The sequence below is a fragment of the Streptomyces sp. NPDC087215 genome, from assembly GCF_044744885.1.
GTDB lineage: Bacteria > Actinomycetota > Actinomycetes > Streptomycetales > Streptomycetaceae > Streptomyces.
In genome coordinates, this window is sequence record NZ_JBIUZD010000007.1 from 230,099 (window position 1) to 247,910 (window position 17,812).

Consider the following 17,812-nt stretch of genomic DNA (forward strand, 5'->3'; position numbering starts at 1 on the left):
ACCCGCCCCCCACTCCTGTCCCTTCCCCTCTCCTGCCCACTGGAGCCCGCGATGGCGATCCCGCTGATCGATTCCTATCCCATGCCGGCCGAGGACGAGCTGCCGCGCAACACGGCGCCCTGGACCGTCGACCCCGACCGGGCGGTCCTGCTCGTCCACGACCTCCAGAACTACTTCCTGAGCCCCTTCGGTCACGGCGGCCCGGACACCGGCCGTCAGCCGCTGACCGATCTGATGGACCACACCGAGGCGCTGCGCTCCGCCTTCGCCGAGGTGGGCGCGCCGGTCGTCTACACCGCCCAGCCCGGCGGCATGACGGACGAACAGCGGGGCCTGCTCAAGGACTTCTGGGGCGCCGGGATGAGCGCCGACCCGGACCACCGGGCCATCCCCGAGCGGATCGCCCCGGCCCCCGGCGACGAGGTGTTCACCAAGTGGCGGCCCAGCGCCTTCTGCCGCACCGACCTGCTCGGCCTGCTGCGCCGCACCGGCCGCGACCAGCTGGTGATCTGCGGGGTGTACGCCCACGTCGGCATCCTGATGACCGCCCACGAGGGCTTCTCCCACGACATCCAGACCTTCGTGGTCGGGGACGCGGTCGCCGACTTCTCCGCCGAACGGCACCGCGAGACCCTGGAGTACGTCTCCACCCGCTGCTCCGTCACCGTCTCCACCCGTGCGGTCCTCGCGGCACTGGACGGAGGCGCGCGATGAACGGGACGAGCCCCCACCCGCTGCTGGGCCGGGTGCTCGGCGCCGATCCGCCGCCGTTCGCCCTGCTGCACCGGCCCGGGGCCACCGGGCCCGACCGGATCGACCTGGTCGTCGGCGCCACCGCCGCGCGCGAGCTGATCGCCGACATCCCGCTGCCGCCGTACGACGGCGGCGGCGCCCGGCACGAGGTCCTCGCCCTCCTGCCCTACCGGCAGATCCGCGAACGCGGTTACGCCTGCCCCGACGACGGGGCGCCGCTGCTCACCATGGCCGTCGAGGACCAGGCCGTGCTGCCGCTCGACGAGGTGCTGGCCGCCCTGCCCGACCTGCCGATCCACATGGACGAGGGATGCTTCGACGCCGACGACGAGGAGTACGCGGCCCGGGTGCGCCGGGTGCTCACCGAGGAGATAGGCCGGGGCGCCGGGGCCAACTTCGTCATCAAGCGCTCCTTCACCGCGCGGATCGACGACTGGTCCGCGGCCACAGCCCTGTCCTTCTTCCGCCGTCTCGCGGGCCGTGACCCCGGCGGCTACTGGACCTTCGTCGTCCACACCGGTGACCGCACCTTCGTCGGGGCCTCCCCGGAGCGGCACATCAGCCTGGACGCCGGTCAGGTCGTGATGAACCCGATCAGCGGCACGTACCGCTATCCGGCCGACGGCCCCGACCTGGCCGGGGTGCTCGCCTTCCTCGCCGACCCCAAGGAGGCCAACGAGCTGTACATGGTGCTCGACGAGGAGCTCAAGATGATGGGCCGGGTCTGCGACCTGGGCGGCCGGGTCACCGGCCCCGCCCTCAAGCAGATGGCCCGGCTCGCCCACACCGAGTACCACATCGAGGGCCGGAGCTCCCTGGACGTACGGGACATCCTCCGGGAGACCCTGTTCGCGCCCACCGTCACCGGCGGCCCGCTGGAGAGCGCGTGCGAGGTGATCAGCCGTCATGAACCGGAGGGCCGGGGCTACTACGCCGGTGTCGCCGCGCTGATCGGCCGGGACGGGTCCGGCGCCCGCCGGATGGACTCGGCCATCCTCATCCGTACGGCCGAGATCGACCCGGCCGGGCGGGTCCGCATCCCGGTCGGCGCCACCCTCGTGCGGGACTCCGACCCGGCGGGCGAGGCCGCCGAGACCCGCGCCAAGGCGGCCGGCCTGATCGAGGCGCTGCGCTCTCCGGCGGGCTCTCCGGCGGGCCCCGCTCCCGTGGCGTCCCTCGCGGCCCGCCCGGAGGTGCTGAGGGCGCTGGCGGCCCGCAACGAGCCGCTGGCCGACTTCTGGTTCCGGCCGCCCGAGGACCGGGACCGCGCGGTGCCGGGCCTGGCCGGACGGCGGGTCCTGGTGATCGACGCCGAGGACACGTTCACGGCGATGGCCCGCCATCTGCTGGAGGCGCAGGGGCTGCGGATCGTGGTGAGACGGTTCGACGAGGAGTTCCGCCCGGAGGCGCACGACCTGGTGATCGTCGGCCCCGGGCCGGGGGACCCCCGGGACGTGCACGACCCCAAGATCGCCCGGATGCGGCAGGTGACCGCCGAACTGCTGCGCGAGGGGATCCCGTTCCTCTCCGTCTGCCTCGGCCACCAGGTCCTGAGCACGCTCCTCGGGCTCCCGATCCTCCGGCACCCCCTGCCCACCCAGGGCCTCCAGCGGCACATCGACTGCTTCGGCCGCAGGGAACCGGTCGGCTTCTACAACACCTTCGCCGCCCGCTCCGAGCGGGACCTGATCGACAGCCGGGGCAGGCCGGGGCACGTCCGGGTGTTCCGCGAGGAGACCGGTGAGGTGCACGCGCTGCGCGGCCCCGGCTTCGCCTCGGTGCAGTTCCACCCGGCCTCGGTGCTGACCCTGCGCGGCGGCGAACTCCTCGCCCACCTCGTGTCCGAGCTGCTCGGAGAGGTAACGGAGCTTTATCGGGAGCCCGTTGCCGCGACCCCGATACCTGCATAGCTTAATAACCGGTAACGGAAGTCCGGACCCGCACCACCGGCCACCCCGCCCCTCCCACCGCGCCCACCCTGGAAAGGACCTGTCCGATGCGCTTCGACAACATATGGATCGCCGGCACCGGAGGCACCCTCGGTGAACTCGTGCCGGTGACCGAGGCGGTGGCCGAAGGCTCCTACTCGGCCGATGCCGCCGCGAGCACCGGCATGATCAGCTACTCCCGCTCGGCCGCCGCACCGCCGGAGATGGCCGTCACCGTCGGCAGGCAGGCCGTCAAGGAGGCCGCGGAGAAGGGCGCGCGGGTCGACACCGACTCCCTGGTCCTGCACAGCCACGGCCACTTCCAGGGCATCGACATGTGGCCCGCGGCCTGCTGGATCGCCCGGGAGCTCCTCGGCCCCACCCTCAACAGTATGCCGATGACGGTCGCCGCCTGGTCCAACGGCTCGCTCGCCTCCGTCGACGTGGCCGCCTCCACCCTGATGGCCCGCCCCGACGTGCCCTCCGCCCTGATCACCCTGGCGGACCGCTTCGCCCCGCCCAGCGACCGCTGGTACACCTCGCCCGGCATGGTCTTCGGCGACGGCGCCGCCGCCGCCGTGGTCACCCGCGACACCGGGCGGCTGCGGCTGCGCTCCCTGGTGAGCGAGACCGACACCGTCCTGGAGGGGCTGTCCCGGGGCGCCGAGCCCTTCCGCACCGCCCCCGGCGAGCGCCCCGACATGCGGCGCAGGACCCGCGAGTTCCTCGCCACCGGGGAGATCTCCCTGCGCGAGGTGCAGACCAGGTCGGTCGAGCGCACCCGCAGCGTGGTCGGCCGCGCCCTCGAAGAGGCTGAGGTGGCCCCGGACGGCATCGACTGGCTGGTGACCCCCTTCGTGGGACGCACCCTGCACCGGGAGAGCTTCGTCCGGCACCTGGACATCGCCCCCCGCGCCTCCCTGCACGAACTGGGCCTGACGATCGGTCACCTCGGCCCCTGCGACCAGCTGTTCGGGATCGACCACCTGCTCAGGAACGACCTGCTGAACCCCGGAGACCGCATCCTGGTGATCGGTACGGGCATGGGCTTCACCTTCTCCGCCGCGGTCCTCACCGCCGACGGCGTCTGACCACCGGACCTCCCGAGCGGAAGGCGTACGAGCCCCGGCGGACCCGTGTCCACGACGGCCCGCGCCCCGCACGACGGCTCACGAGAGCCGAGTCCGCCCACCAGCACCGACCCCGCCCACCAGCACCCAGCGGCACATCAGCCACCCGCACGACGGCCCACCAGCACCCGCACGGCGCTCGCGCGCACCCGCTCGACGGCTCGCGCACCCGCGAAGCCCCCGCGATTCCCGCGCTCCAGCGACGGCTCCGGCCCTCCGCGTCGGCCTCCGCGCACCCGCACCGGCGCGGCCCTCCGCTCCCTCCCACCGGCGGGACCGTCCGGCCCGGCCGCGCTCCCGCACCGCCGAGGACACCCGAGGCCGTGCCCGTACCGCCGAAGGCCTCGGGTCCGCCGCGCACCCCCACGCCCGACGGCACCGGGCGACCCGCTCCCCGCCACGAAAGCCGACCGGCACCACCGAAACCCGAAACCCGGAAACCACCACCCGAGTGTCCGACCGCCGCCTCCCTCGCACCCGCACTCCGGCACCACTCCACCCACCCGTCACCCGTCCATGAAGGGACACCCAGATGAGCCTCATCAGCATCCCCGTCAGCTCCCCCCTCGCCACCTTCTCCGGCGCACGGGCCGCCGCCCGGCTGCCCACGCCCGCCGAACTCCGCGAGGAGATCCCGCTCCCGCCGCTCGCCCGCAAGACCGCCCAGAGGGGCCGCCGCGAGATCTCCCGGGTGCTCGACGGACTCGACGACCGCCTGGTGGTCATCGCCGGTCCCTGCTCCGTGCACGACCCGGACGCGGCCCTCACCTACGCCGAGCGGCTCTCCGCGCTCGCCGCCGAGCACCGCGACCGGCTCCTGGTGGTCATGCGGGTCTACGTCGAGAAGCCCCGCACCCGGACCGGCTGGAAGGGCCTGCTCAGCGACCCGCGGCTGGACGGCTCCCAGGACCTGCCCAGCGGACTGCGGCTGGCCCGCGGCCTGATGGCCCAGATCGCCGGGAGCGGGCTGCCCGTCGCCTGCGAGTTCCTCGACCCGATGGTCCCGCACTACCTCGCCGACGCGGTCTCCTGGGGCGCGATCGGCGCCCGTACCGTGCAGAGCCAGGTGCACCGGCAGGTCACCAGCGGCCTCGGGATGCCGATCGGCTTCAAGAACGCCACCGGCGGCGGAGTCGAGGACGCGGTCGACGCCATCGTCTCGGCCTCGCACCCGCACGTGTACCCCGGCATCGGGGACGACGGCCGGGCCGCCGTGGTCAGCACCGAGGGCAACCCCGACGGGCACGTGGTCCTGCGCGGCGGCAGCAGCGGCCCCAACTACGAGGCGGGTCCGGTCGCCGAGGCCCTCGCGCAGCTCGCCGCCGCAGGACTCCCGCGCCAGCTGGTCGTCGACGCCAGCCACGGCAACAGCAACAAGGACCACGAGCGGCAGTCGCTCGTCATCGACGACATCGCCCGGCGGATCGCCGCCGGTGAGGAGGGCGTCGCCGGAGTCATGATCGAGAGCTTCCTGACCGCCGGCCGGCAGGACCTCAAGATCGGCCGCACGGACCTGCTCACCTACGGACAGAGCGTCACCGACGCCTGCGTGGACTGGCAGGAGACCGCCCGCATGATCGAGGTGCTGGCCGCCGCCGTGGACGCCCGCCGCGCCCGCCCGTAGGCCCCGGCCCCGCCGCCGTCCCGGCCCCGGCCTCCGGATCCCCGGCCGGATCCCCCATCGACTCAGAGCACACATCCGAGAGGAATGAACACCGTGGCAGTCAACACGAGTTCCACCCTGCCCCTGGCCCGGGTCCTCGACGGCGCGCGGACCGCCGCGCCGCACCGTCACACCCTGATCGCCCCCGCGTCGGCCGCCTCCCGCCCCGAGGAGTACGCCACCGCCGCCCTCGCCGCCCTCGTCCACCGCTACACGGGCGAGACCGAACTGCTGGTCGGACGGCTCCGGCCCACGGCCCCGGCCGAGACGATCGGCATACGCGTCGCCGGGGACACCACCGCCGAGCAGCTCCTGGAAGCCGTCGCCCACGCCGAGCCCGCCCACCCCTCCGCAGCCTCGGGCCGCCCGCCGCACGCCGCCGTGACCACCGGGGGCCACCCCGACCAGCCCCCGGTCGCCCTGACCCTGTCCTTCTCACCCGGCGAAGGCACCTACGAACTCCTCATGGACAGCGAGGAGTTCGACGCGCAGGCCGCCGTCCAGTACGCCCGCCACCTGGAGCGGGTCCTCGGCGCCCTGGCCGCCGCGCCCGGCGGCACCGTACGGGACATCGCCCTGCTCACCGACGAGGAGACCCACCGCACCCTGGTGGAATGGAACGACACCGAGGGGCCGGTCCCGGAGCCCTTCTTCCACGAGCGGGTCGCCGAGCACGCCCGGCGCACCCCCGACGCCCTCGCCGTCATCCTGCCCGGCGTCCGGCTGACGTACCGCGAGCTGGACGAGCGGGCCAACCAGCTCGCCCACCGGCTGGCCGCCCGCGAGGTGCGTCCCGGGGACCGGGTCGGCGTCTGCTTCCCGCGCGGCGCCGAGAGCCTGATCGCCCAGCTCGCCTGCTTCAAGCTGGCGTGTGCCGCGATCCTGCTCGACAGCGATTTTCCGGAGGAGCGCGTCCGCTTCATGATCGAGGACGCCTCGGCGGCGATCGTCCTGACCCTGGAGGCCCATGTCCCGAAGGTCGAGGGCCTGGCCCCGGTCCTCGCCCTGGACACCGACGACTGGCGCGCCGAGCCGGTCACCGCCGTCAGCGAGCCCGTCGGACCCGACGACCTGATCCACATCTGCTACACCTCCGGCTCCACCGGCGCGCCCAAGGCCGTCATGGTCCGCTTCGGCGCGGCCCGCAACCTGATCCACAGCATGAGCGAGCTGTGCGGCATGGACAGCACCTCCCAGGGCACCTGGCTGGCCGCCCCCGGCTACGGGATGATCGAGGTGGAGTGCTTCCCGGTGCTCGCCGTCGGCGGCACCGTGCACATCCCGGACGTCTCCGTCGTCGCCTCCGAGTACCGCCTCCAGGAGTGGTTCCTGCGCGAGGGCATCACCACCACGCTGCTGATGAAGCCGATGGCCGAGCGGCTGTGGCGGCTGGAGTGGCCGGAGGGCACACCGCTGGAGAACATCCGGGTCTGCGGCGAACGCATCCAGTCCTGGCCGCCCGCCGGACTGCCCTTCCGGCTGATCAACCTGTACGGCTCCGCCGAGGCGACCGTGGTCGCCGCCTGCGACATCACCGACCTGGGGGAGCGGCTCGGCGCGGAGGGACGGGAGCGCAGGCTGCCGCCGATCGGCCGGCCCACCACCAACGTCACCATCTACGTCCTCGACGAGGACTTCCGCCCGCTGCCGCCGGGGCTCGTCGGCGAGCTGTGCATCGCCGGTGTCAGCCTCTCGGCCGGATACCTGGGCCGCCCGGAGGCCACCGCCGAGAAGTGGATCACCAATCCGATCGACCCGGCCCGGCACCCGGTCATGTACCGCACGGGCGACCTCGCCCGGTACTGGCCGGACGGCAGCATCGAGATCGTCGGCCGCACCGACAACCAGGTCAAGGTGCGCGGCAACCGGGTCCACCTCGGTGAGATCGAGGTCGTGCTCACCACCCTGCCGGGCGTCCAGCAGGCCGCGGTGCTGGCCCGCCAGGACGGCCAGGGCGACGTCCAGCTGACCGCCTACATCGAGCCCGACGCCGGTGCCTCGCCCTCGGTACGGGACATCCGGCGCGGTCTCGGCCGACGGCTCCCGGCCTTCATGGTCCCGGCCGCCTATGTCGTCGGCGGCCTGCCGACCACCACCAACGGCAAGATCGACCGCACCGCGCTGCCCGAGCCGCCCAGGTCGCGCCCGGAGGTCGACACCGCCTACCAGGCCCCCGCGGGGCCCCTGGAGGAGTCGCTGCACGGACTGTGGACGAAGACCCTGGAACTGGACGGCGTCGGAGTGCTCGACAACTTCTTCGACCTGGGCGGCGACTCGCTGCGGGCCGCCCGGCTCACCGAACTGGTCCGCGAGCGGCACGGGGTGGAGCTGGAACTGGTCGACCTCTTCGACGAGCCCACCGTCCAGAAGATGGCCGAACTCGTCGCCCGTACGGTCGCCGCGGGCTGAACCGCCCGCCCCGACGGGCCGTGACCGGCAGTGGCCCCCACAGGAGTGGGGGCCACTGCCGTGCGGGTCAGCGGTCGCCCAGCATCTCCAGATAGTGCTCGTTGTACATGATGCCCAGGACGTTGCCGAAGGGGTCGGTCACCGAGGCGGTGACGAAGCCGGGACCGTACTCGGTCAGCGGCGTGTACGGCTCCGCCCCCATGGCGAGCAGCTGGTCGAGGGTGCCCCGCACGTCGTCGACGTGCCAGTGGCCGATCGCCCCGCCCGGCGAGGCGGGCAGGCCCGGGGGAGCGTACCGGCGGTCGATCAGCCCCAGTTCGGTCTGGTGGTCACCGACCCGGAACTCGTAGTAGGCGGCGGAGCCTTCCTCGCCGGGGCTCTCGAAGTACGGCTCCACGCCGAGCAGTTGCGCGTACCAGTCCTTCGCCGCTTCCACATCGTCCGCGTAGAAGTTGACGGTGGCGAGTCCTCGCAGCATGGGGTGGTTCCTCTCGTGCGTTCCATGAACACAATCCATCTTCCGCTTCAAACCGCTCACCCATTGAGCACTTTCCGGGAGAAGACTGGAAACATGCGTGCTGACCGACTCGTTGCCGCCCTCATGCTGCTCCAGACCCGCGGCCGGATGACCGCCGCCGAACTGGCCGGGGAGCTGGAGGTGTCCGTGGCCACCGCCCGCCGTGACCTGGAGGCGATGTCCGCCGCGGGCATCCCGGTGTACCCGCAGCCCGGCCGCGGCGGCGGCTGGGCGCTGGTCGGCGGAGCCCGTACCGACCTCAGCGGGCTTTCGGCCACCGAGGCGCAGGCGCTCTTCCTGCTCGTCGGTCCGGCCGCGGCGGTCTCCGGACAGGCCAGGGCCGCGCTGCGCAAACTGCTGCGGGCGCTGCCGCAGACCTTCCGCGCGGACGCCGAGGCCGCCGCGGGAGCCACGGTGGTCGACCCCACCCCGTGGGGCGAACGGGAGCGGCACCGGCCCGAGATGGTCGACCGGCTCCAGGCGGCGGTGGTCCGCCGCCGCCGGGTCCGGCTGACGTACACCGACGGCGCCCGGGAGCGGACCGAACGGCTCGTCGACCCCTGGGGCCTGGTCGACAAGGACGACGCCTGGTACCTGATCGCCGGGACCGAGCGCGGCCGGCGGACCTTCCGCGTCGACCGGATCGGCGAGGCCGAGGAGAGCGGCGAGAGCGCCGGACGCCCGGACGGCTTCACCCTGGCCGAGGCCTGGCGGGAGGTCGTCGGCGACGTCGAGCGGCGCCGCTCGCGGACCTGGGCGACGGTGCTGGTCGAGACCAGGCACCTGGCCGTCCTGTGCGACCGGTTCGGACGGCACTGCCACCCCGAGGGCACGGCGGACGACGGCCGGGCCCGGGTGCGCCTCGCCGCGCCCACCCCGCTGGACCTGGCCCGGAACCTGGCGGGCTGGGGCGGCCTGGTCGAGGTCCTCGAACCCGCCTCGGTCCAGGCCGAACTGGGCCGCATCGGGGCCGAACTCGCCGAGCGCTACGCCGCCGCGCGGACATGAGGACGACCCCGCCCCCCGCCTCGCGGGGGTGACGGGGCCGCCTCGTGAGCCCTGTGCGGCTCGTGGGCCTCGTGGGCCTCGTGATCGGAGTGCGGGGTGCGCGGGGGAGCGGGTCACCCGGCCTCGGCCGCCGCGAGCGCGGGCTCCCGGGCCCCGGTGAACGACGTGCAGCCGTGCAGCCACGCCACCGCGTCCCGCAGCCCGGCGGGGGAGAGCCCGGCGAGGAGCGCGTTGCGGGCGGACACGTCCGCCCCGGCCGCGTGGTAGAGCCGCTCGCCCATCTCCCGGGCCGTCAGCGTGGTCCGGGCCGTCCGGTCCCGCCGCAGGGCGTTGTACTCCGCCAGACGGCCCGGGACGTCCCACGGCTCGTCCGTCAGCAGCCCGCCCAGCACCACCGCGTCCTCCAGGGCCATGCAGGCGCCCTGGGCGGCGTACTGGAGCATCGGGTGCGCGGCGTCACCGAGCAGCGCCACCCGGCCGTCCACCCAGCCCTCGACCGGATCGCGGTCGCAGAGCACCCAGATCCGCCAGTCCCGCCCCAGTTCGAGGAGCCGCCGGGCCTCGGCGCACAGCCCGGGGAACTCGCCGAGCACCCGGGAGCGGCTCGCCGCCGCCCCGGTGATCTCCTCGCGCGCCCCGTCGTCGCGGGTGGCCGCGAGGTTGAGGAAGGCCCCGCCGCCGATCGGGTAGTGCACGAAGTGCCAGCCGGGACCCGCCCACAGGGCGACGGCCTTCTCCCGCAGCTCCGGCGGCACCTCCGCCATCGGGATCACCGAGCGGTAGATGGTGTGCCCCGAGATGCGCGGGCCGCCGTCACCGACGAGCTGGGCCCGTACCGCCGACCGCAGGCCGTCCGCGCCGACGAGGACGTCCGCGGAGAACCGCCCGCCCCCGGCGGTGAGCGCCGTCGCCCGGTCCCCGGTCTGCCGGTAGCCGGTCACCCGGTGTCCCGCGAGCAGTTCCACGCCCGCCTCGCGGCAGCCCTCCAGGAGCGCCCGGTGCAGATCGCCGCGGTGGACCACGGCGTAGGGGCCGCCGAACCTGGTCCGGTAGGCGCCGGTCAGCTCCATCGTGGCGACCCGCCGCCCCGACGCGCCGTCCAGGAAGCGCAGTTCGTCGATGAAGTCGGCCTGCCGCGCCACCCGGTCGCGCACGCCGAGCGCGTCCAGCGCGCGGAAGGCGTTGGGCGCGAGCTGGATGCCCGCGCCTATCTCGGAGAACTCCGGCCGGCCCTCCAGGACCGTCGCCCGGTGTCCGGCACGCGCCTGGGCCAGAGCGGTGGCGAGTCCGCCGATGCCGCCGCCCGCGACGAGTACGTGTGTCATCGCCTGCTCCTTGTCTGGTGGTCCTGGGTCGTCATGGGTCGTCCTGCGGGTCCTGCGTCGTCTCGTGTCCCCGTCGTCCCGCGCGGTCCGCATGGGTCCGCATGGGTCCGCGAGGGTCGGTCAGGAGGGGGGAAGCGCTGCGGCGGCCGGCCCCGTGGCGCGGGGCCGGCCGCCGGAATCCGAGCCGGTGCCTACTTCGCGGCGGGAACCGCCGTCGGAGCGGCGGCGGGAGCCTTCCGCTCACCGGCGGCCGAGGCCACGGCGGTGCGCCGCAGACCGAGGACCGACACGACGACGATGGCCGCGGAGATGGCCGTGGTGAACCAGAAGGCGGCCTGGAAGCCGTCGACCGGGATGCGGGCGGCGGTGCCGTGCACCACACCGGCCAGGGCCACGCCCAGCGCCAGGCAGAGACCGACACCGAGCTGACGGCTGGAGTTGAACAGGCCCGAGGCCAGGCCCATCTGCGGTCCGGTGACACCGCTGGTGCCCGCGATGGCGGTGGCGATCATCATGACCGTCACACCGAGGCCGAGGAGCACACCGCCGGGCAGCACCCCGAGCAGGTAGGAGCTGTCCGCCGTCACCTGTGCCAGCAGACCCGAACCGATCGTCAGCAGCACGCCACCGGCGATCAGCACGTTCCGGGCGCCGAGCTTGTGGGTCAGCTTGACCACCGGCAGGCTGAACAGGAAGACCACGAACGCCTGCGGGAAGAAGCCCATGCTCGCCTTGAGCGCGGAGTACCCGAGGATCTGCTGCATGTACATGGTGATGAAGAAGGTCGAGACCGACATCACCCCACCGGACAGGAACGCGATGCCGTTGCCCGCCGACAGCGCGCGGTTGCGGAAGATGGAGAGCGGGACGAGCGGCTGGGAGACCTTGGTCTGCACGACCAGGAAGGTGATCAGCAGGATGGCGCCCGCGGCCAGCGAAGCGAGCACCGGGGTGGCGTCCCAGCCCTTGTCGGAAGCCGCGGTCAGCCCGTAGGTGAGGGCGCACATCGCCGAGGTGACCAGGATCGCGCCGGGCAGGTCGAGGCGGGAGGAGCGGGTGGTGTGGTGGTCGGCGAGCAGCCGCTTGGCGGCCAGCGCCACGAGCACGATGCCGACCGGGACGTTGACGAGCATGACGGCGCGCCAGGTGAGGTACTCGGTGAGCACGCCACCGGCCACGACACCGCCGGTGAAACCGGCCGAGGAGACCGCGCCGAAGACACCCATGGCCTTCACGCGCTCCGAACCCTCCGGGAAGCCACCGGCGATCATCGCCAGGACCGCGGGGGAGACCGCCGCCGCCGACAGGCCCTGGACCGCGCGGGCCAGCACGAGCACCCACGAGTCGGTGGCGATGCCGCCGACGAGCGAGGCGAGGGTGAAGACGGCCAGACCGGCCACGAACATCCGCTTGCGGCCGAAGACGTCACCGGCACGGCCGCCCAGGAGCAGGAAGCCGCCGTAGAAGAGGGCGTACGCGCCGACGACCCACTGCAGCCCACTGGCGGAGAAGTCGAGGTCACGCTGCATGGCGCCCAGGGCGACGTTCACGATGGCGAAGTCGAGGACGAGCATGAACTGTGCGGCGCACAGCAGGAGGAGCGGCGGCCGGGCGCCGGCCGCGGCGTTGGTGCTGGTCATGATTTTCCTTTCACGGGGAGGGGGACAGGAGCGGGGGATACCGGCGAATCCGCTTGGCCGGTAGGGTCTGGGAGATGACCGAACCCAAGCGCGTGCGTCAGCCGGGTGACCGTGAGGTGGCCCCCGGCCGGCTCGCACTGGTGCAGTCCTTCGTGAACAGCGTCAATGTCGAGTTCGGACCGGACGAGTTCGCGTCCGGGACGGGTCTCGTCCGGTGGATGGAGGGGAACGGCTTCCCCGCGGGCACCGCGGCCCCCTCCGAGTCCGACCGCCTGGAAGCGGTCGCGGTACGGGAGGCGCTCCGCGCCCTGATGCGGGAGAACAACGGCGCCGGAGCCGACCCGGCGGCCCGCGCCCTGATCGAACGCGTCGCCGCGCACTGCCCGTTGGTCCTGGCCTTCGACGGGACCGGAGCTCCCGGACTGCGCCCCGGCGGCACCGGTACCCGCGGCATGATCGCCCAGATCCTGGCGATCGTCGTCGAGTCCACCGTCGAAGGCGCCTGGCACCGTCTGAAGGCCTGTCACGAGCACCGCTGCGAATGGGCCTTCTACGACCGGGCCCGCAACCGCAGCGGACGCTGGTGCTCGATGGCCGTGTGCGGGACGCGTTCCAAGATGCAGGTCTACCGGCAGGGGCTGCGCACCGCGACCGCAGGCCGCTGACAGCAGGACGGCCACGGACCGTACGGCGTCCGCCGACCGTAAGGCACCCGCCGGGTCCTCGATGACCGGGGCGACCGGAGCGGCCGGGGCGCTCACGGCGCGAACTCCTTCCCGAGCAGCAGCCGGGCCACCGTCAGCTTGGTGGCCGCCGCGGTGCCGTCCGCGAGCTGGAGGCCGATGACGTCCCGCAGCCGCTGGGCCACCGGTCCGTCCTCGCTCCATCCCTGGTGACCCATGGTCAGCAGGGACTGGTGCACCGCCTCCACCGCCGCCTTGGGGGCCCACCACTTGGCCATGTTCGACGGGATGCGGGGGTCCTCGCCCCGGTCCGCCCGCCACAGCGCCTCGTGACACACCAGCCGGGCCGCGTGCAGCAGCGTGGTGTGCTCCACCAGGGGGAACACCACCGACTGGAAGCGGCTGATGGGCTGCCCGAAGGCGGTCCGACCCGACGCGTGCGCGTACGCCTCCGCGAGGGCGGCGTCACCGACACCGATCGCCATCAGCGCGATCAGCGCCCGCGACACCCCGAAGCCGCGCATCACCGCGGTGAACCCGCCGCCGGGCATCCCGACCAGGTCCTCGGGCCCGACCCGCAGCCCGTCGAAGAGCAGCCGGCCGCGACCGCCGGAGCGGCAGCCCAGATCGGTCAGCCGCTCCTTGCGGACCCCCTCGCCGTCGATCCGGGCGTAGAAGGCGCTGATGCCGTGCGCGCCCTCGCCGCCGGTCCGGGCGAACACCAGCGCGTGGGTGGCGTACGCGGTCACCATGATCGAGGTCTTCTCGCCGGACAGCAGCCAGCCGTCACCGTCGGGCTCGGCACGCATCCCGATGCCCGCGGCGTCCGTGCCGTGACCCGGCTCGGTCAGTGCCAGCGCCACCAGCGCCTCGCCCCGCGCGATCGGCGGCAGCCAGCGCTCCAGCTGCTCCGGGGTGCCGCTGGAGGCCAGGACCCCGCCGATCAGCGCCGCGTTGAGGACCGGGAAGCACACCGACAGATCCGCGGCGGCCAGCTTCTCCAGCGCGATGCCCGAGCTGACGGCGTCCAGACCGAGCCCGCCGTACTCCTCGGGGATCCGCAGCGCGAACAGTCCCGCCTCCGCCAGGGCCTCGATCAGCCCCGGGTGGTAGGCGCCGCGCCGGTCGTTCTCCTGTCGGTGCGGAGCCACCCGCTCCTCGGCGAACGCGGCGACGCGCTTGCCCAGTTCCTCCTGCTCCGCGGTGAAGCCGAAGTTCATGAGACCGTCTCTCCTTCCCGGGCCCGGAGCCGGTCCCGCAGCGCGAATTTCTGGATCTTTCCGGACGGGGTCCTCGGCAGCGCGGGCACCAGTTCCAGCCGCTCGGGCCAGTACGTACGGGCCATGCCGAGCCCCGCCAGATGGGTGCGCACGTCCTCCAGACCGGGCGCGTCGCCCGAGGTGACCAGGAACGCGCAGGCGCGCTCCCCGAGCCGCCGGTCCGGGTACCCGACCACGGCCACGTCCTTGACCGCGCGGTGCCGCAGCAGCGCCGCCTCGATCTCCAGGACCGGGATGTTCTCGGCGCCCCGCATGATCACGTCCTTGACCCGCCCGGTGATCCGTATCCCGCCGTGACCGTCCGCACGGGCCAGGTCGCCGGTGTCGAACCAGCCGTCGGCGGTCACCGAGGCGTCGTAGACCTCCTGGCGCCGGAAGTAGCCCAGGCACTGGGCGGAACCGCGCACCTGCAGCAGCCCGGGAGCCCCCGGTGCCACCGCGGCGCCGTCCTCGCCGACGATCCGGACCTCCATGCCCGGCACCGGGGTGCCGTCGCTCCCGGCGGCGCGCAGCGCGGGCTGTTCGGGTCGGGTGACGGTGACGCAGCCGTTCTCCGTCATGCCCCACAGCGCGTACAGACGGCAGCCGAGCACCTCGCGGGCGTCCTCCACGAGCAGCGGCGCTATCGGCGCGCTGCCGGTGGCGAAGGTGCGCAGCGCCGACAGGTCGTGGGGGGTCTCGCGCTGTCCGTCGATCAGGTCGGAGAGGAAGGTCGGGGCCCCCATGAAGAAGGTCACCCGCTGCTCCTGGAGCGTGCGCAGCATCTGCCGGGGCTCCCAGCGGTCCACCTGCACGGCGGTCGCGCCGAGCAGCAGCGGCATCACGAAGTTCCAGGTGAAGCCCGCCTGGTGGGTCGTGGGGGAGCCCATCGCGGTCACGTCGGAGCCGGTCACGCCGAGGACGTCGGCCTGGGCCCGGTTCATCGAGTACAGGGTGTTGTGGCTGTGCAGCACGCCCTTGGGCTCACCGGTGGTGCCGGAGGTGAACATGATCTGGGCGGCGTCGTCCGGTCCCGCCTCCAGCGCGTCCAGGGAGGCGAGCAGCTCCGGGTCGGGCTCCGGCCCGTAGAGGTCCCGTACGAAGTCCAGCGCGCCGTCCTGGTCCGTGCCGCCGCCGAGGAGCACCCGGTGGCGCAGGGTCGGTACGGCCGAGGCGACCTCGGCGCTCATCTCCGCGTAGGAGAAGCCCCGGAACTCGGCGGCGGCGATGTAGACCGGGCTCTCGGTGAGCCGGGTCATGAACTCCACTTCGCGGCGGCGCATCACCGGGACCACCGGTCCCGCGACCGCGCCGATCCGGGCGGCGGCCAGGCAGAGCGCCACGAGCACCCAGGAGTTGGGCAGTTGCAGGGTCACGACGTCGCCCCGGCGGACCCCGAGGCGGAGCAGGCCGACCGCCAGCCGGTCGACCCGGCGGGCGAGTTCGGCGTAGCCGACGGTCTCGTACGCGTCCCCCTGGTAGCAGACCAGGGCGGGCTTGTCCGGCTGCTCGCGGGCCCAGCGGCGCAGGTCGTGCAGCACGGTCTCGTCGCGCCACCAGCCCGCGGCGCGGTAGGTGTCGGTGGTGGTCAACTCGGGCCTCCCCGGCCGGTCTCGACTGCTGTCCGGGCGCGCTCGGCGATCTGCCGGGCGCTGACCCCGCCCCGTTCGAGCAGATAGCGCTGGCTGCCGGCGACCGGGACGAACTCGTCCGGCAGGGCCATCCGGTGCACCCGCACCGGGCGTACGGCGCTGAGCGCCTCGGTGACGGCGGAGCCGAAGCCGCCGGACCGCCAGTGCTCCTCCACGGTGATGACGGTGTCCCGTACGCCGAGCGAGCTCAGCAGGGCCGGGGTGTCCAGCGGCTTGACGGTGTGCAGGTTGAGCACGTTCGCCGTGATGCCCTCGCACTCCAGGAGGTCGGCCGCCTCCAGGGCGGCGAGGACCGGGTAGGGTCCGCAGGCCGCCAGGGTGATGTCCGAGCCGTGCCGCAGCTGCTGGGCCTTGCCGAGCCGCAGCGGCGGACCTGCGGGCAGGTCGGGGGTGGCGCCCCGGCCGAGCCGGAAGTACACGGGCCCGCCCAGGGTGAGCGCCTGGCGCAGGAGCTCCTCGGTGCCAGCGGCGTCGCCCGGGACGACCACGGTCATGTGGGGCAGGGCCCGCATGACCGCGATGTCCTCCAGGGCGTGGTGGGTCGGTCCGAGGTGGCCGGCCGAGACCCCGCAGTGGGTGGCGGCGATCAGCACCGGCAGGTTGCCCATCGCGATGTCGATCTTCACGGCCTCCACGGCACGGGAGGAGGCGAACGCCCCCATCGTGTTGACCAGTGGGATGCGGCCCTCCCGGGCCAGTCCGGCCGCCGCGCCCATCAGGGTGTGCTCGGCGATGCCCAGGTTGAGGTAGCGGTCGGCGGCGGAACCGAAGTCCACCCCGCCGAACAGTCCGGTGTCGCTGTCCAGGACGACGAGCCGGGGCTCGCCGGGCAGCAGCTCGGCCACGGTGTCGCGGTACACCTCGCGGGCGGACCGGTCCGGGGCGGGGGCGAGGGCGGTGCTCATCGGGGGTCACCGCCCGCCGAGGCGCGGACCGCGTTGAGCGCCCGCAGGTGCTGGCGTCCGCTCAGCCGGGCGTAGTGGCTGCGGGCCTGGCCCTCGATGAAGGGCACTCCCTTGCCCTTGACGGTGTGGGCGATGACCACGGTGGGGCGCCGGGGGTCGGCGGGCCGGGTCAGGGCCTCGGTGAGCGCCTCGGCGTCGTGGCCGTCGGTCTCCAGGACCCGCCAGCCGAAGGCCTGCCAGCGGTCGGCCAGCGGTTCCAGGGAGTTGACGGTCTCGGTCCCGCCGGTGATCTGGAGGCCGTTGCGGTCCACGATCGCGGTGAGTCCGGCGAGGCGGTGCGCGGACGCCACCGAGGCGGCCTCCCACACGGAGCCCTCCTGGAGCTCTCCGTCGCCCATCACCACGAAGCAGCGCCGGTCGGAGCCGTCGAGCCGGTTGGCCAGGGCGTAGCCGACGCCGAGCGCCAGACCGTGGCCGAGGGAGCCGGAGGCGATCTCCACACCGGGGATCTCGGGGTGCGGGTGTGCCATGAAGTGGCTGCCGGGCCTGGCGTACTCCTCCAGGGACTCCGCGGGGAAGTAGCCTGCCTCGCACAGCGCGGCGAAGAGGGCGATGCCGCCGTGGCCCTTGCTGAGCAGCAGGACGTCCCGCTCGGGCAGTCCGGGGAAGCGGGGGTCGTGCCGCATCACCCGGAAGTAGAGGACGGACAGGATCTCGACGAGCGACATCGACCCGCCCAGGTGGCCGCCCTCGGGTCCGGCGCACATGGCGACGACGTGTTCCCTGATCCGCCCGGCGATCACCGCGAGCTCCGCGGCGCCGGGGCCGTGCGGGTCGGGACCGGTGATGCCGGCGGCGGTGGTGTCCGTGCGGGCGTTGTCGGTGGTGTCGGTGCGGGCGGGGGCGCCCCGCAGCAGAGGCGGGCTGCTCATGCCAGGTC

The 17,812-nt window shown here is 73.6% G+C and carries 14 protein-coding genes; 7 read left to right on the forward strand and 7 right to left on the reverse strand.

Annotation, left to right across the window (positions count from 1 at the left end):
• The first annotated feature begins 51 nt into the window (after positions 1-51).
• The 5 genes from ACIO92_RS20505 (at position 52) to ACIO92_RS20525 (ending at position 7,883) form a co-directional block, all read left to right on the forward strand.
• Positions 52-714, forward strand: a complete 663-nt coding sequence (locus ACIO92_RS20505; protein ID WP_351781287.1) for an isochorismatase family protein — start codon at positions 52-54, stop codon at positions 712-714.
• The gene (locus tag ACIO92_RS20510; protein ID WP_401239092.1) at positions 711-2,663 is read left to right on the forward strand and encodes an anthranilate synthase family protein; all 1,953 of its coding nucleotides are present in this window, start codon (positions 711-713) and stop codon (positions 2,661-2,663) included. Before ACIO92_RS20505 ends, ACIO92_RS20510 begins: the two co-directional genes overlap by 4 nt.
• Before the next feature lie 86 nt (positions 2,664-2,749).
• Positions 2,750-3,772, forward strand: a complete 1,023-nt coding sequence (locus ACIO92_RS20515; protein WP_366441230.1) for a ketoacyl-ACP synthase III family protein — start codon at positions 2,750-2,752, stop codon at positions 3,770-3,772.
• A 571-nt stretch (positions 3,773-4,343) separates the two neighbouring features.
• Positions 4,344-5,435 carry a 3-deoxy-7-phosphoheptulonate synthase gene (locus ACIO92_RS20520; RefSeq protein ID WP_366441231.1) on the forward strand — a complete coding sequence of 364 codons (1,092 nt, stop codon included), beginning with the start codon at positions 4,344-4,346 and terminating at the stop codon, positions 5,433-5,435.
• A 93-nt stretch (positions 5,436-5,528) separates the two neighbouring features.
• Positions 5,529-7,883: an amino acid adenylation domain-containing protein gene (locus ACIO92_RS20525; RefSeq protein ID WP_366441232.1), complete on the forward strand. Its 2,355-nt coding sequence runs from the start codon at positions 5,529-5,531 to the stop codon at positions 7,881-7,883.
• Positions 7,884-7,950: 67 nt separating this feature from the next.
• Here the strand turns inward: ACIO92_RS20525 and ACIO92_RS20530 are convergent, their stop codons facing one another.
• A complete protein-coding gene (locus ACIO92_RS20530; RefSeq protein WP_366441233.1) occupies positions 7,951-8,361 on the reverse strand; it encodes a VOC family protein in 411 nt (136 codons plus the stop codon).
• A gap of 93 nt (positions 8,362-8,454) precedes the next feature.
• On the opposite strand from ACIO92_RS20530, the gene ACIO92_RS20535 reads away from it, so the two are divergent.
• Positions 8,455-9,408: a WYL domain-containing protein gene (locus tag ACIO92_RS20535; RefSeq protein ID WP_366441234.1), complete on the forward strand. Its 954-nt coding sequence runs from the start codon at positions 8,455-8,457 to the stop codon at positions 9,406-9,408.
• Between the two features lie 113 nt (positions 9,409-9,521).
• On the opposite strand, the gene ACIO92_RS20540 is transcribed toward ACIO92_RS20535, so the two are convergent.
• Both ACIO92_RS20540 and ACIO92_RS20545 read right to left on the reverse strand, forming a co-directional pair.
• A complete protein-coding gene (locus ACIO92_RS20540; protein WP_366441235.1) occupies positions 9,522-10,733 on the reverse strand; it encodes an FAD-dependent monooxygenase in 1,212 nt (403 codons plus the stop codon).
• Between the two features lie 191 nt (positions 10,734-10,924).
• Positions 10,925-12,373, reverse strand: a complete 1,449-nt coding sequence (locus tag ACIO92_RS20545; RefSeq protein ID WP_402058032.1) for an MFS transporter — start codon at positions 12,371-12,373, stop codon at positions 10,925-10,927.
• Positions 12,374-12,447: 74 nt separating this feature from the next.
• On the opposite strand from ACIO92_RS20545, the gene ACIO92_RS20550 reads away from it, so the two are divergent.
• Positions 12,448-13,038, forward strand: a complete 591-nt coding sequence (locus ACIO92_RS20550; RefSeq protein ID WP_366441237.1) for a CGNR zinc finger domain-containing protein — start codon at positions 12,448-12,450, stop codon at positions 13,036-13,038.
• 92 nt (positions 13,039-13,130) lie between these two features.
• On the opposite strand, the gene ACIO92_RS20555 is transcribed toward ACIO92_RS20550, so the two are convergent.
• Genes ACIO92_RS20555 through ACIO92_RS20570 form a run of 4 tightly spaced genes read right to left on the reverse strand, consistent with a single transcriptional unit; the run spans position 13,131 to position 17,804 of the window.
• The gene (locus ACIO92_RS20555) at positions 13,131-14,276 is read right to left on the reverse strand and encodes an acyl-CoA dehydrogenase family protein (protein ID WP_401239103.1); all 1,146 of its coding nucleotides are present in this window, start codon (positions 14,274-14,276) and stop codon (positions 13,131-13,133) included.
• Positions 14,273-15,907, reverse strand: a complete 1,635-nt coding sequence (locus ACIO92_RS20560) for an AMP-binding protein (protein WP_366441239.1) — start codon at positions 15,905-15,907, stop codon at positions 14,273-14,275. The genes ACIO92_RS20555 and ACIO92_RS20560 overlap by 4 nt, the downstream gene beginning before the upstream one ends.
• Positions 15,904-16,872, reverse strand: a complete 969-nt coding sequence (locus ACIO92_RS20565) for a transketolase C-terminal domain-containing protein (protein ID WP_351781310.1) — start codon at positions 16,870-16,872, stop codon at positions 15,904-15,906. The genes ACIO92_RS20560 and ACIO92_RS20565 overlap by 4 nt, the downstream gene beginning before the upstream one ends.
• A complete protein-coding gene (locus tag ACIO92_RS20570; protein ID WP_366441240.1) occupies positions 16,869-17,804 on the reverse strand; it encodes a transketolase in 936 nt (311 codons plus the stop codon). The genes ACIO92_RS20565 and ACIO92_RS20570 overlap by 4 nt, the downstream gene beginning before the upstream one ends.
• Positions 17,805-17,812 lie beyond the last annotated feature (8 nt).